Annotated in this window: 11 protein-coding genes, 1 tRNA gene, 1 pseudogene and 1 riboswitch; of the genes and pseudogenes, 1 reads left to right on the top strand and 12 read right to left on the bottom strand. The window is 57.8% G+C overall.

What is annotated here, in order from left to right:
* Positions 1 to 30: 30 nt before the first annotated feature.
* Positions 31 to 1,173: a D-alanyl-D-alanine carboxypeptidase family protein gene (locus tag BUA94_RS13745; RefSeq protein ID WP_073013918.1), complete on the bottom strand. Its 1,143-nt coding sequence runs from the start codon at positions 1,171 to 1,173 to the stop codon at positions 31 to 33.
* Between the two features lie 203 nt (positions 1,174 to 1,376).
* The gene (locus BUA94_RS13740) at positions 1,377 to 2,480 is read right to left on the bottom strand and encodes a septal ring lytic transglycosylase RlpA family protein (RefSeq protein ID WP_073013917.1); all 1,104 of its coding nucleotides are present in this window, start codon (positions 2,478 to 2,480) and stop codon (positions 1,377 to 1,379) included.
* An 887-nt stretch (positions 2,481 to 3,367) separates the two neighbouring features.
* On the opposite strand from BUA94_RS13740, the gene BUA94_RS13735 reads away from it, so the two are divergent.
* Positions 3,368 to 3,457: transfer RNA gene (locus BUA94_RS13735), tRNA-Ser, on the top strand.
* 593 nt (positions 3,458 to 4,050) lie between these two features.
* On the opposite strand, the gene BUA94_RS13730 is transcribed toward BUA94_RS13735, so the two are convergent.
* The 10 genes and pseudogenes from BUA94_RS13730 to BUA94_RS13685 all read right to left on the bottom strand — a co-directional run bounded on the left by BUA94_RS13730 (position 4,051) and on the right by BUA94_RS13685 (position 12,957).
* Complete coding sequence (locus BUA94_RS13730; protein WP_235860599.1) at positions 4,051 to 5,160, bottom strand: DNA cytosine methyltransferase; 1,110 nt, start codon at positions 5,158 to 5,160, stop codon at positions 4,051 to 4,053.
* Positions 5,126 to 5,839, bottom strand: a complete 714-nt coding sequence (locus tag BUA94_RS13725; RefSeq protein ID WP_073013915.1) for an MAE_28990/MAE_18760 family HEPN-like nuclease — start codon at positions 5,837 to 5,839, stop codon at positions 5,126 to 5,128. The genes BUA94_RS13730 and BUA94_RS13725 overlap by 35 nt, the downstream gene beginning before the upstream one ends.
* Positions 5,836 to 6,936 carry a DUF262 domain-containing protein gene (locus BUA94_RS13720; protein ID WP_073014364.1) on the bottom strand — a complete coding sequence of 367 codons (1,101 nt, stop codon included), beginning with the start codon at positions 6,934 to 6,936 and terminating at the stop codon, positions 5,836 to 5,838. Before BUA94_RS13720 ends, BUA94_RS13725 begins: the two co-directional genes overlap by 4 nt.
* A gap of 224 nt (positions 6,937 to 7,160) precedes the next feature.
* Positions 7,161 to 7,784, bottom strand: a pseudogene (locus BUA94_RS23815) (DNA cytosine methyltransferase); the annotation flags it as partial.
* A 20-nt stretch (positions 7,785 to 7,804) separates the two neighbouring features.
* Positions 7,805 to 8,227 (bottom strand): VOC family protein, encoded by a 423-nt coding sequence (locus BUA94_RS13710; RefSeq protein ID WP_139251136.1) that lies wholly within the window; start codon positions 8,225 to 8,227, stop codon positions 7,805 to 7,807.
* Positions 8,228 to 8,406: 179 nt separating this feature from the next.
* On the bottom strand, positions 8,407 to 9,396 hold the full coding sequence (nrdF, locus tag BUA94_RS13705; protein ID WP_073013912.1) for a class 1b ribonucleoside-diphosphate reductase subunit beta: 990 nt from the start codon (positions 9,394 to 9,396) through the stop codon (positions 8,407 to 8,409).
* Between the two features lie 12 nt (positions 9,397 to 9,408).
* Entirely contained in the window at positions 9,409 to 11,559 is a 2,151-nt protein-coding gene (gene nrdE, locus BUA94_RS13700; protein WP_073013911.1) for a class 1b ribonucleoside-diphosphate reductase subunit alpha, read from the bottom strand.
* Positions 11,541 to 11,945 (bottom strand): class Ib ribonucleoside-diphosphate reductase assembly flavoprotein NrdI, encoded by a 405-nt coding sequence (gene nrdI, locus BUA94_RS13695; RefSeq protein ID WP_073013910.1) that lies wholly within the window; start codon positions 11,943 to 11,945, stop codon positions 11,541 to 11,543. The genes nrdE and nrdI overlap by 19 nt, the downstream gene beginning before the upstream one ends.
* 4 nt (positions 11,946 to 11,949) lie before the next feature.
* Positions 11,950 to 12,171, bottom strand: coding sequence for a glutaredoxin-like protein NrdH (nrdH, locus tag BUA94_RS13690; protein ID WP_073013909.1), 222 nt, complete (start codon positions 12,169 to 12,171; stop codon positions 11,950 to 11,952).
* 102 nt (positions 12,172 to 12,273) lie between these two features.
* Positions 12,274 to 12,482, bottom strand: a riboswitch (cobalamin riboswitch).
* Positions 12,483 to 12,600: 118 nt separating this feature from the next.
* Complete coding sequence (locus tag BUA94_RS13685) at positions 12,601 to 12,957, bottom strand: hypothetical protein (RefSeq protein WP_073013908.1); 357 nt, start codon at positions 12,955 to 12,957, stop codon at positions 12,601 to 12,603.
* Positions 12,958 to 13,124 lie beyond the last annotated feature (167 nt).

Genomic DNA, 13,124 nt, shown 5'->3' with positions numbered 1-13,124 from the left:
GCTCCTATCCGGGCGGGATCTTTTCCGCCCTCAGAACCAGCCGAACAGATAATAACTGACCGCCCCAAGCGCCCGTTCTTCGAGACTGCCTTCATCAACCTCACCCGCTGTTTCAAGCGGAGCGCGGTAGACGATGCCGTCATTTCCGAGCACCTGAATCTCGCCGGACGGAGTGCCCATCCTGACGGGAGCCTTCAAAGGACCCGAATAGACAACCCTCAGGCGATAGTCCAGCGTGCCGCCGCGAGGCAGCAGCACATCCACGTCGGAAACAGCACGCAAGGGAACCGAGGACGCCGTGCCACCGAAGACCTTGGCATCGGTCACCGTCTCGCCCCTGGCAAAGATTCGCTGAACCGCGAAATAGTCCCAGGCGCCTTCGACCACTTCCTTCATGGCGGCAAGTCTGGCTTTTTCATCGGCGAGGCCCGCCACAACCGCGATCACTCGGCGCCCATTGCGCTCCACGGAGGCGAGCCCGGAGAAGCCGCTGGCGGCCTGCCCTGCCCCCAGACCATCCAGCTCGCGAATCTCGCCCAGAAGCGGGTTCTTGTTGCGCTGGAAGATGTTGTTCCAGGTAAACTCGAGTTCGGAGAACAGCGGATAGTAGGACTTGTGCTGGTCCAGGATCATTTTGGCCAGCATCGCCATGTCCCGCGCCGTCGTCCTGTTTGCCTCGGCCTTGCCATCCGGATTTTCCAATTCGCCATAGCCGGTCGGATTGACGAAATGACTGCCCTTCATCCCAAGGGCGGCCGCCAGCGTGTTCATGCGCCCGGCAAAGGCCTCCTCGCTGCCATCCAGACACTCGGCCAAGACGATGGCCGCATCATTGGCATTGTGAATCAGGAGGCCGCGCAGGAGATCCATCACCGGGATCTCGGACTTGATCGCCGCAAACATCGTCGCCCGGCGGGAAGGCGCACCGCCCGTGCGCCAGGCGTGTTCGCTAACCTTGCAAGTGGTCTCGGGCGTCACTTCACCCGAAGACAAGGCCTCGAACACGGTAGCCGCCGTCATGACCTTGACGAGAGAGCCCGGCTCGAACCCGGTATCCGCATCCTTCAGATAGAGGCTTGTGTCGGTCGCCGGCGCATAGAGAAAGGCAATGGGCGCACGGGTGCCAAGGGTTTCTGCCTGCACGGACAGACTGCCGCTTGCAAAGACGGCCATGGCCGCCACCCCTTTGAACAACGTCCCGGCCTTTTGACGGCACCGGGCGAATAACCCGCGGTCGTTTTTGCGAAGAGCCCCCACGCACTTCCTCCACCTTGCCACAAGATGCCGGCACAATAGACCTGATTGCCGGCCAGAAACAAGAAAAGGCGGCCGGAGGGATCCAGACCGCCTTTCTGATTTCAGCCTTTCAGCCCGTCTCAGCTTCCCTGCTGCAGCTTCACGAGCTGTGCCAGCGGAATGGAACCGGAACTGAAGGTCGCGGCCGCCTCATGGGCTGCACTGATCCGGCTGTCCGCCCGATAGGAAGACACGGCACTGCCAGTCATGAGTGACGACATCTGGCCGTTTGCCGGCATCCGCAGCACGCCGAGAGAGCCGGAGGCCGGAGCCGTCGGTTCGACATAAGCGGCCGGAGTCGTTTCGACGACCGGCGAACCGGTGGAAATGACAGGCGCGGAGAAGGTGTTGGCGGAAGCAACCTGAACGTTGGTCGCCGTTGCCTCAAACGCAATCGCCGGATCATAGGCAACGTCATAGGACGCGCCAGCAGAATAGGCGGGAGCCGGGGTCGCGGAGGCCACCTGCACAAGCGCATCAAAGTAAGGACGCGGTGCCGGAGCCGGTGCCGTCGAACCATAGCTGAGAACAGGCACTTCTGGAGCCACCGGAGCCGGCGGCGTTGCCTGTGCCAGCATGGTTCCCGGCATGGTCGCACCCGGAGCCACGGAACCAGGTCCGGACAGGGAGGCCAGCAGATACTGCTCGTCGCGGCCATCCATGCGGGCCGGGCCGACATACTCGACCTTCACCTTGGCAACACCGGCTGCCTTGGTGCCCAGAAGATTGGCTGCCCGCTCGGACAGGTCGATCACGCGGTTGCCATGGAACGGGCCGCGATCATTGACGCGCACGATCATCGAGCGGCCATTGCTCATGTTGGTCACGCGGGCATAGGACGGCAGCGGCATGGTGGTGTGCGCAGCGGTGATCGCGCGCTTGTCGAAGACTTCACCATTTGCGGTCTGGCGGCCATGGAACGTCGGACCATACCAGGAAGCAAGGCCGACTGCCTTATAGTCCGGATCTTCGGTCGGATAATACCACTTGCCCGCAACCTTGTACTTCTTGCCGACGATGGAGCGTCCGCCGCCCTTGGGAACGGGCTGTCCATCAGCCACGACGCGCGGGCTGCCCTTCACACCGTATTTCTTCGGGCTGAACTTGGAAGTGGTCTGCTCGGTGGTGCCGCAAGCCGCGACGATCCCGCCAGCGACAATGACGCAAGACACGGTGCGGAGCATCGACCACACACTGGAATTTGCTGAGGATCTGGTTTTTTCTGCCACTGGTCCCGCAGTTTTTATCTGTGACGGAGAAGAGGACACAACGTTGCCTGCCTGCTGCATCTCAGGCGCCTTCGCCTGAAGCTCAAACGGGTCGTTCCTATCCTGCATTCTGCCGTCCTACCTCGTACGCGCTGGCGGCCCCATGCACACGCATTCAAACACATGCTTCCTGCTGCCAGACACCAGAACATCCCTGCCCAGTCAGGCCGCGCGTCCGTGACGCGCCTCGACTGCTGAATCTGACCTCCGGAAGCTCCGGAAAATGTCTTTGGACATCCCACACTGGCAATGCACCCAGCCCCCGCTAGAGCGCACAGCAATCATGTAGATATCAAACTCATTAACCCATCATGAACATCCCGTCGAGAGGCCTTTGACCGCCCGGCAGGATTTTGCCCCCGCCTCCCCTCAAGCCACCTGAAAAACCGCACGAATTTCCGCATTTTCCGGGTCTTTCAAGCCTCACCTGAAAGTGCCTTGGCGCCCGTTTCACTGGCAGGGACAGATCGCCGCAGCGGGAAACGCCATGGCAAAACTGACAAGGCGCAAAGGTGTGACGCAGGTCACAGTCGAGAATCTCTCCGCCTCCTAGAGTTGTTTCTGTCGACGGGGCAGCCCACTCCCGAAGACCGCCGGCCACACCGGCTAGAGCTGCTGGTTCTCAACCCTGCCCACCATGAATGGGAACCAGCAGCCTTCGCTCAGCTCCCCGGATCCACAGCCCAGGATCCCGGGAGCTGTTTTCTTTTGGGCAGCCCTTCCGGGGATTTCTGTCAGGAATTGCAGCTCTTTGCCCGCAAGTGCTTGACAAGCCGCTCACAAGATATGAAACGGAAGGCAACGGATGGGTGGCCGAGTGGTTTAAGGCAGCGGTCTTGAAAACCGCCGAGCGTGGAAGCGTTCCGTGGGTTCGAATCCCACCCCATCCGCCACTCGTTTTTCCTTTAAATTATTGATTTTAAAGTGATTTTTGCAGAAAGCGCCTGCACCTTAGGCTCAAAAATCTGCACACTGGGTCACAAAATGGGTCACATTCTGGGCCACAAAGTGTAGCGCGCAACTTCACTTGGCACCCAGTTTCAAACTAAAGCATTGAGAGGCAGAGTTGGGTTTCCAGCTCTATCATCCGGCTGCTTTGCGCCCTCAGCTTCCGTATTCGACCGTTCGATACGCTCTGCTCCAAGGTCTAGACACGGCGGAGAGCGGACGTTCGCTGTGGTCGGAACTAATTACCGAAAGAGGCCTTTTGCAGACTGTCTGGTCTAAGGAATCAGGGTCTAGTGAACTGGCTTTGAAAGAACTAACAACATGGTTGGCGGGACTGTCAGGAAATTTGTGTGTGGCATACGTTTGAACATCTTTGACGCGCTTGCGGCCTGGAAACCGCGCACGGTGTGAACGGTGTTTTCGCTATTAGCCATGGCCCATGCTCGGGGATCTTCCACTCCTTTTCAGATAAAGGAAACGTAAAACACGGAAAAGCAGCTCAGACTTGAAGACCATGGGACGAGCCTGCGGCACCACGTCAATGCTTTAACCTGTGCAGGCGAATTTTAGCGACATGGTCCGAGAACAATTCGCCAATGACTTGTCCAAGCTTGACCGGAACCGCATTGCCGATCAAACGGCCGAGCTTGTCGAAGCTTGCGCTTTTCTCGTTCGGTAGGAACGAGTAGTCCTTGGGAAAGCCTTGGAGCATCGACGCTTCTCGCAGACTGATAGCCCGATCCTGCTCTGGGTGGCCAAATCGACCGTTGCCGTAACCGAAACACTGGGTTGTGATGGTTGGCGCAGGCTTATCCCACTGCATCCTTCCATACACCGACGGATAAGTTGCTCCGGTCTCTTTAAGATGACACGAGGACCTTAGGTCCTCCGGCCAGTCGCGCCATGTCCCCCCCGGCTTCGAGTGGCGTATTCTTGCCAGATTTACGGCACTCAGCTTGCTCGCGCGATGCAGCGGATCATTGGGATCCTGTCCCCCGGCTTCCAGTTCTGGAAGCTCTGAGATCACAGCGCGGACCGTCAGGATAGGTTTCTCGAAATCGGGAATGGCAATTGGCCCGAGCCGGGACGCGACAAGCACGAGGCGCTTCCGAGTTTGAGGAAGGCCGATTGCCTGACACTCTACGATCCGCCAATCCACCCAATACCCTTGAAGCTTCTCTAGGAGCAGCCCAAAAACGGGTTGCTGCGCCAAGGGAGGCACGTTCTCCATCGTCACCAGATCCGGTTGGACTCGCTCGACAAGATTGGCGAAGTGCTCCACAAGGCGCCAATCCTTGCTGCGGTTCTCTCCCGCCGCATCACCGTGTTTCTGCTTCGCCGCGCGGGAATATGTCGAGAAGGGTTGACATGGAGCACATCCCGCCAGGAGACTGACTTCCGCGTTCTCGAACGCGCCGGTAATGATCCCTTCATCAAGCGAAGCGACGTCGGCCTCCAGGAAAGTCGCGCCGGAATTATGCTCTATGGCATAGGCGCAGTCGGGATCAATATCGACGCCGAGTTTCACCGCGATGCCAGACGATTGCAGGCCATAGGTGAGCCCCCCTACTCCGCAGAAGAGGTCGACCGCTACAATTATTGGTTGCTCTACTTTATGCATCGGCTGTTTTGAATTGTTTCTGGACAATATAGTTTTCGAACGCCGTCACCGCCAGCACCAGATAGTCGAGGGACACTGAAGCGAGCTCTGCAATCGCGGGCAGCGTAAGGTCGTTCGCACCGTTCTCGAACGTACGCCGCCCATGCGCGATAGCGTTTCTTCGATCGGCGAGGAATTCCAAAGGCGTCATATCCCTGTATTTCGGCGATGGCTGGATGCGCGGTGCAATCTGCGCATTGAGCGGAAAGTTCACGCCAAGCCGTCGAGAGAACTCCAGGATGACCTTGTCGGACCAGGTGCCGGAGGGCTTCTTGAATTTAGAGTGCTCGATTGGCTCCCTAGCAAGGAGTTTTAATGCCGCTCCATGGACGACCTCAAGCCTCGTGTGTTCGTTTCCATCCACGCCGATCGCAGCATAGTGACGAAGCCATTCCTTGACGGTGATGTGCGACCACTGTGATGGTGGAACCGCTAACACTTCCTTGCCGATCTCTTCGATTACCTTCGTCATCGTCGCTTCAACAACGTTGTAGAGATGGACGATGAGGCCCGACTTGATCGTCAAGAGGTGCCGTGCCGACAGGGCCATCTCGCCGATTGAGATTGTGTCCCCCTCAATCAGGCGTCGGTCGAGTGCAGCCGCGAATGCAAGGTGGCCCTCGAATTCCTGCCTACGTTCGGCAAGGGTCGCATGTAGATCTGTCATTCGTCGATCAGGAGCGACCGGCCGAGATCGATCCTCCCCTCGAGTTTAGAGCGCACGTTCGCTCCATCGGACACGACGATTTTGTCGAAGTTTGCTGCGACCATCCGGTCCGCAACCACCTCTGGCGCGACGACTACGTCGGGGTCTTGCCGCAACGCAAGTGCTGAGCCGACAGCGATCGCTTCGAACCGGACGCGCGGCACCGTGTTCGCGGTCTTGGTCTTGCGAAAGCCGAGCGGAAAAGAAGCCGAGACCAAATTTAGCATTCGTACGAATTCCTCCCGCATCGCGGGTACGATCGTAGGATCGGCCGTGGCTGCCGTGTTCGCCTCCTTTAGATAGTCGTACAGGAATTTCTTCGGCCGGTCGCGGTATCCCGGAAAGCGGCCATCCGGTGTGTCGTTCCTGTTGAGGTAAGCGAAGAACCGCGTCACCAGTTCCTCACGCTCGCGCTGCGCGACAGCCTTTTCGGTAAGAGGTGTGGCCTCAACGAACTGAGCCGACTCGGCAAGCTCCTGGATCAGGCTAGTAACAGGACCTGGGAGCGAGCCCCTGCGTATCTCCGCCTCATTGGCCATCGTACCCGTCCTGTTGATGCGCGCGAACATCTCCGCGCGTGTCGCCGGATCGGTGTCCGTATCAAGTAGGATCGTGCGGATCGTGATATCTTCGAGCTTATTCTGCCGATCGCTAGGTAGATCGGAAAACGAAAAGCCATTGAGTTCGGGTACCAATACCAGATCGCTGAGCCGCAGACCTTCCTTCAAAAACGAACGCATCGCGCGCATGCGCTGCGAACCGTCCACGATTTCCATGCGTCCTTCTGGGGTCTGATAGAAAAACATGAACGGGATCGGGAGGCCGACCAACAACGATTCCACAAACTGAGACTTCTGCTCGTCGTTCCAGGCCAAATTGCGCTGGTATTCCGGAACGAAATATCGATCGCTAACATCATCCTTGAACCTGCTCACGTACATCGATACCGGATATTCCGCGACGTTGAATTTTACCTGCCTCGAGATGGCGATGACGGCCTGCTCCGCTGCAAGCTTCGCCTCTTCACTGATCGATTTGTTTTTTTTCGCCTTCGCCATGTTGTCTACTGAATCTACTTTAGCCGATCGAAAAACTGGAAACTTATGCACGTTTTCTTGTGATTCGACTAGCAACGCAGGTGGCCGCCGAATCAATTCCTGCCGAATGGTCTGACCGCTTTCAGGAAATCCGCATCAGCCGGTAAACGACTGCGTGGGCGACGCTAGGCGGAAGTGGGTCAGCCAAGATCTTAACGGCAGCAAGGAGCCGTCAGCTACCGCATCTAAACATGCTCAGCCTTGAGATTTCGCCACGCATGCGCTGCAGCCAGCGGGACAACCCCGTTACCGGCTGCCCTGGATCGCTCCACCCGATTGGCCAGCCCATCAGCCAGTCGGAAAAGTTCGGGTTGAAGGTCCAGTCCCCGGGACAGGTGCGTGTTCCAGGCATCAAGGTCACATGGAGCGGGTGCGAAGATCGGGAGATCAGAGCCTGAGAGGGCTTCAGCCCCATGGTCTGCGCAGTCATCCAGAACACCGACCATACCCTTGCGGCATTCCCGATCGAATGCTGGCTGCCCTTCTGATCGGTCGCCGTCCGGAAACGAAACGCTCCCTGATCGATAAGGACATCCGTCCGGCAGCAGTAGAGGCTTATGGTCGGCGTGGGCCAGAATGAAGAGCCTCTTCCGGATGTGGGCCGCGCCAACTTCAACCGCCGAGAACAATCCCGCGTTGACGCTATAGCCCATTGCCTGAAAGTCCCCGGCGACCTCTTCAAATCCACGGTCCAGATGTCCTTCGACGTTTTCGCAGAAGACCCATTCGGGATCGCATTCTCTGATGATCCTGGCGACGTCCGGCCAGAGATGGCGCGGGTCATCCCTGCCCCGCCTCTTTCCGGAGGATGAGAACGGCTGATTATATTTTAGCTAACTTTGAAGTAAGGATCATCAGCGTTCTTTAGACTGCAAACATTGCCATCTGGATCAACGAAGCTGCCAGTTGTTCCCCAACTATACTCATTGATACGTACGTCGACGCCCTGCTTTTCCAATCTCTGGGCCGCAGCCTTGACGTCCTGCACGTTAAATCGGATCGCAGTCGGGTTCTCGGAAACGGTTTTTCGAGACTTGCGGGCGATCCCGCCCGTCTCAATCATCAGGTATCCATCACCGAAATGTAAGCAAGTCAGACCATCTTTCTCGTACCACAGCGGCAGACCTAGTTTAAAACGATAGAAAGACACGCAGTCTTCATAATTCTCAGTGAACAAGATCAAGCCATGGCATTCAATCATACTTGCCAGGGAGCCATCCTGATCAGGGGCCGGTCGGGACTTTGCCGTCATTTAGATCTCCAGGTTTTGGGTCTTGGAAACTTCCAGAACACCCTTTTTGTCACGGTTCCCAAACATGATACGCAAGTTTGATGTTGCTTAAGCGGACTAGGTAAGGGCTTCGTTCGGGTATCAAACTTCGCGGCCTGACGTCAAAGACACCATCATCAGTGCATTGAAGAAAAGCCTCATCAGAAATCCCAGTCCTCGTCTTCTGTCGCGACCGCCTTGCCGATGACATAGGACGAACCGGATCCGGAGAAGAAGTCGTGATTCTCGTCCGCGTTCGGCGACAGGGACGCCATGATCGCCGGGTTCACCTGGCACACGCTGTCCGGAAAGAGCGGTTCGTAGCCGAGATTCATGAGTGCCTTGTTGGCGTTGTAGTGCAGGAAATGCTTCACATCTTCAGTTAGCCCGACACCATCGTAGAGGCTTTCGGTGTATCGGCTCTCGATCTCGTAGAGATCGAACATCAGCGCGAAGGAGAAGTCCTTCATTTCCTGGCGCTCGGCCTCCGGCAACCGTTCCAGCATACGCTGGAACTTGTAGCCGATGTAATAGCCATGAACGGCCTCATCACGGATGATCAGGCGGATGAGATCGGCCGTGTTGGTGAGCTTTGCCCGGCTAGACCAGTGCATGGGCAGATAGAAGCCCGAATAGAATAGGAAGCTCTCCAGGAAGACGCTGGCGATCTTCTTCTTCAGCGGCGAGGAAGCCGTGTCGTACTCACCCAGGATCAGACGCGATTTTGCCTGGAGAAATTCGTTTTCCTCCGACCAACGGAAGGCCTCATCGACGTCGGCTGTGCGGCAAAGCGTCGAGAACACAGAGGAATAGCTGCGCGCATGCACCGCCTCCATGAAGGCAATGTTGGTAAGAACCGCTTCCTCGTGCGGTGTCAGCGCATCGGCCATCAGCGCAGGGGCGCCGACCGTATTCTGGATCGTGTCGAGCAGGGTCAGGCCGGTGAAGACCCGGATGGTCAGCTGCTGCTCGTCCTCGTGGAGCGTTGCCCAGCTCTGGATATCGTTGGAAAGCGGAACCTTTTCCGGCAGCCAGAAATTGACCGTCAGGCGGTTCCAGATCTCCAGATCCTTGTCGTCCTGAAGCCGGTTCCAGTTGACGGCCTTGGGCACCTTGCGCGCGAGACGCGATACGGGGGTGTGAATGGTCATGATCAAGGTTCCCTAAAGCGAGCAGGACACGCAGCCCTGCACTTCCGTGCCCTCAAGGGCCATCTGGCGCAGGCGGATGTAGTAGATGGTCTTGATGCCCTTCTTCCAGGCGTAGATCTGGGCGCGGTTGACATCCCGTGTCGTCGCGCTGTCGCGGAAGAAAAGCGTCAGGGACAGGCCCTGGTCGACATGCTCGGTCGCAGCCGCGTAAGTATCGATGATCTTCTCCGGTCCGATCTCGTAGGCATCCCGGTAGAACTCCAGATTGTCGTTGGTCATGTAGGCGGCCGGATAATAGACCCTGCCGATCTTGCCTTCCTTGCGGATCTCGACCTTCGAGACAATGGGGTGGATCGAGGATGTGGCGTTGTTGATGTAGCTGATGGAGCCGGTTGGCGGAACGGCCTGGAGGTTCCGGTTGTAGAGCCCGTCCGCCATGACGGCCTCCTTCAACGCCAGCCAGTCCGCCTGCGTCGGAAGATCGATGCCCGCCTCCTCGAACAGTTCCCTTACCCTACCGGTTTTCGGTTTCCACCCGCGCTCGGTGTATTTGTCAAAGAAGGAACCGTCGGCGTATCTGCTTTTCTCGAACCCCTTGAAGCTCCTGCCGCGTTCGCGCGCCAGGGCATTGGAAGCCCGGATGCAGTGATAGGCGACCGCGCAGAAATACATGCTTGTGAAGTCGACACCCTCCTTCGAACCATAATGGATGCGTTCACGGGCTAGGTAGCCATGCAGGTTCATCTGGCCAAGACCGATGGCATGGCTTTCGTCATTGCCACGGCGCACGGACGGAACGCTCTCGATTGAGCTCATGTCGGAGACGGCGGTCAGGGCGCGAACCGCAGTCTCGACAGTTGCACCGAGGTCGCCGCCATCCATTGCCTTGGCGATGTTCAGCGACCCGAGATTGCAGGAAATATCCGTGCCGAGATAGCTGTAAGAAAGGTCGTCGTTGAACTCTGACGCTTCGTTGACCTGGAGGATCTCCGAGCAGAGGTTCGACATGTTGATGCGCCCGTCAACCGGATTGGCCCGGTTGGCGGTGTCCTCGAACAGGACGTAAGGATAGCCGCTCTCAAACTGGATCTCGGCGATGGTCTGGAAGAAACTGCGCGCCCGGATCTTCTTCTTGCGGATGCGTGGATCATCGACCATCTCACGGTACTTTTCCGTGACCGAAACCTGCGAAAACGGCGTGCCGTAGACCCGCTCCACATCGTGAGGCGAGAACAGGTACATGTCGTCGTCTTCCTTCGCGAGTTCGAAGGTGATGTCCGGGATCACGACGCCGAGTGAGAGGGTCTTGATGCGGATCTTCTCGTCCGCGTTCTCGCGCTTGGTGTCGAGGAAGCGCAGGATGTCCGGGTGATGGGCGTTGAGATAGACTGCTCCTGCACCCTGGCGCGCGCCGAGCTGGTTGGCATAGGAGAAACTGTCCTCCAGAAGCTTCATCACCGGAATGACGCCGGATGACTGGTTCTCGATCCCTTTGATGGGCGCGCCCGCTTCGCGGATGTTGGTCAGGAGCAACGCCACGCCGCCGCCGCGCTTGGAAAGCTGGAGTGCAGAATTGATACCGCGCCCTATGGATTCCATGTTGTCTTCAAGACGCAGCAGAAAGCAGGAGATCAGCTCGCCGCGCTGCTTCTTGCCAGCATTGAGGAAGGTCGGCGTCGCCGGCTGAAACCGGCCGGAAATGATCTCGTCCATCAGCCGCATGGCGTGATCCTCGTCGCCGGCGGCCAGTGTCAGAGAAACCATCACCACCCGGTCCTCGAAGCGCTCCAGGTAGCGTTTTCCGTCGAAGGTCTTCAGCGTGTAGCTGGTGTAATATTTGAAGGCGCCGAGGAAGGCCGGAAAGCGGAACTTGCGCGCATAGGCCGCCTCGAAGATCGCCTTGACGAAGGCCTCGTCGTATTGTTCCAGCACCTCGTTTTCGTAGTACCCCTCACGCACCAGATAGCCGAGCTTCTCCTCCAGGGAATGGAAGAAAACCGTGTTCTGGTTGACGTGTTGGAGGAAATACTGGCGCGCTGCCTGACGGTCGGCATCAAACTGGATCCTGCCGTTTGCGTCATAGAGGTTCAGCATCGCGTTGAGCGCATGATAGTCGAGGTTTGCCGCCGGGCTTGCCGGACGGTCTAGGACTGTCGTTTCCAAAACTCTGTCATCCCGTGTTGGACGCGGTGGAGATCGGTGTCGGTTCCGGCAAGCTCAAAACGGTAGAGCAGTGGAACGCCGCATTTCTTCGACACAACATCTCCTGCATGGGCAAAATAGGCCCCGAAATTGCGGTTGCCGGAGGCAATGACGCCTTTCAGGAAGGATCGCGTCGGCGCATCGTTCAGAAACCGGATCACCTGGCTGTGCACGGCTCCCCGGCCCTCTCCATCCGCGTAAGTCGGCAGGATCAGGACAAAAGGCGCACGGACATAGGGAAGCGCTTCCGACTTGTGCCGCGGAATGCGGAACGCCGGACTTCCTAGTTTTTCGATGAACCGATGGGTGTTTCCCGAAGCGCTCGAAAAATAGACGAGCTGTGCCAAGAACCTAGCTCAGCGCTGCAATCTTGTCCGGACGGAACCCAGCCCAGTGCTCGCCCAGTGCCTCGACAACCGGGACCTGCCTGTAGCCGAGCGACTGCACGTGCTCGAAGGCAACCGTGTCTTCACTTAGATCGATGACGGTATAGTCGACGCCGCGCTGATCGAGCGCACGGTAGGTCGCATTGCATTGAACGCAGGAAGGCTTGCTGTAAACGATGACGGTCATGTCTCTTGCACCCCGAAGAATATCGAAATCTGAACGGCAGGCGGGACAAGAGAGCATGTGTGAGGCACACACCTTCAAGCGTCGCCCGGACCCACCGTCCGCTGACGTGTTTCATCCAAGGCAGGTCTCCTGGCTCACGGGTCAAAGCTAAGTCATCCACCTTCCCGGGATATCCCAGTGGCTTTTGGACAACGGCTCACCGTTCACAGTTGCGGGGGCAGCGCCGGATTTGCCTCAAAGACAAAGCGCACCGGCTTCCCTCTTAGCTGACAACTCATTAGAATCGTCAGACCTCGAACACTAGATACAGTATGCCCCATCACCACCAAGTCAATATGAAGCACCAAATGCAGGTAACTTGGATGGGGAAAATACTGTAAACTGGCCTTGCCGCGACGTCTGATCGTTTAGCCAATGATTGGATGACTGTTAGGATTTTCTGAGAAACTCCGCGATGACCTGGCGCCACGAGTAAAGCGCAAATGCGATGGTCAAGAGACCGCCGCCCGCCCACCAAAGGAATCGACCCAGCCGCCCTGCCCCTTGCACCTGAAGCTGATACTGGCGGACTTCCGCAAGCGTCGGTCCAGACGCCTCGATACTCCGCTCTACCGCATCAACGCGGCTCTTGAGCGCCAGCATTTCGCCCGACATTTCTTCCAGCTTTGCATAGAGGCGCCTGCGGCTTTCCGAGGCGGTCTCCTGCTGCGAAGCCAGAATGGAACGGACTTCCCGGAAGCCCTCGTCCATCATCTTCATCAGCGCCGTATTCACAGTGTCAGTCATGAACCGGCTCCCAGCCGCAAAGGGCCTCACCTTTTTCGTTGTGCGACTGGATCGCCCGCTTCTCCGCGACAGACTTGCCTGCGATGCTATCCAGATAGATCGGGCGCGACACCTCGCAGAAACTTCCCTCAGGGCTTGCGCACCCAGCGAGACAAGCGCTCATCAAG

Origin of the sequence: Roseibium suaedae (genome assembly GCF_900142725.1) — a bacterium.
GTDB lineage: Bacteria > Pseudomonadota > Alphaproteobacteria > Rhizobiales > Stappiaceae > Roseibium > Roseibium suaedae.
Note: the sequence above shows the minus strand (reverse complement) of the source record. Positions and strands in the feature narration are given on the sequence as shown.

Bases quoted from the DNA above. Each gene is read 5' to 3' on its own strand.
- BUA94_RS13745 (WP_073013918.1), bottom strand. From the start codon at position 1,173: ATGGCCGTCTTTGCAAGCGGCAGTCTGTCCGTGCAGGCAGAAACCCTT.
- BUA94_RS13740 (WP_073013917.1), bottom strand. From the start codon at position 2,480: ATGCTCCGCACCGTGTCTTGCGTCATTGTCGCTGGCGGGATCGTCGCG.
- BUA94_RS13725 (WP_073013915.1), bottom strand. From the start codon at position 5,839: ATGACAGATCTACATGCGACCCTTGCCGAACGTAGGCAGGAATTCGAG.
- BUA94_RS13720 (WP_073014364.1), bottom strand. From the start codon at position 6,936: ATGGCGAAGGCGAAAAAAAACAAATCGATCAGTGAAGAGGCGAAGCTT.
- BUA94_RS13710 (WP_139251136.1), bottom strand. From the start codon at position 8,227: ATGACGGCAAAGTCCCGACCGGCCCCTGATCAGGATGGCTCCCTGGCA.
- nrdF (WP_073013912.1), bottom strand. From the start codon at position 9,396: ATGACCATTCACACCCCCGTATCGCGTCTCGCGCGCAAGGTGCCCAAG.
- nrdH (WP_073013909.1), bottom strand. From the start codon at position 12,171: ATGACCGTCATCGTTTACAGCAAGCCTTCCTGCGTTCAATGCAATGCG.
- BUA94_RS13685 (WP_073013908.1), bottom strand. From the start codon at position 12,957: ATGACTGACACTGTGAATACGGCGCTGATGAAGATGATGGACGAGGGC.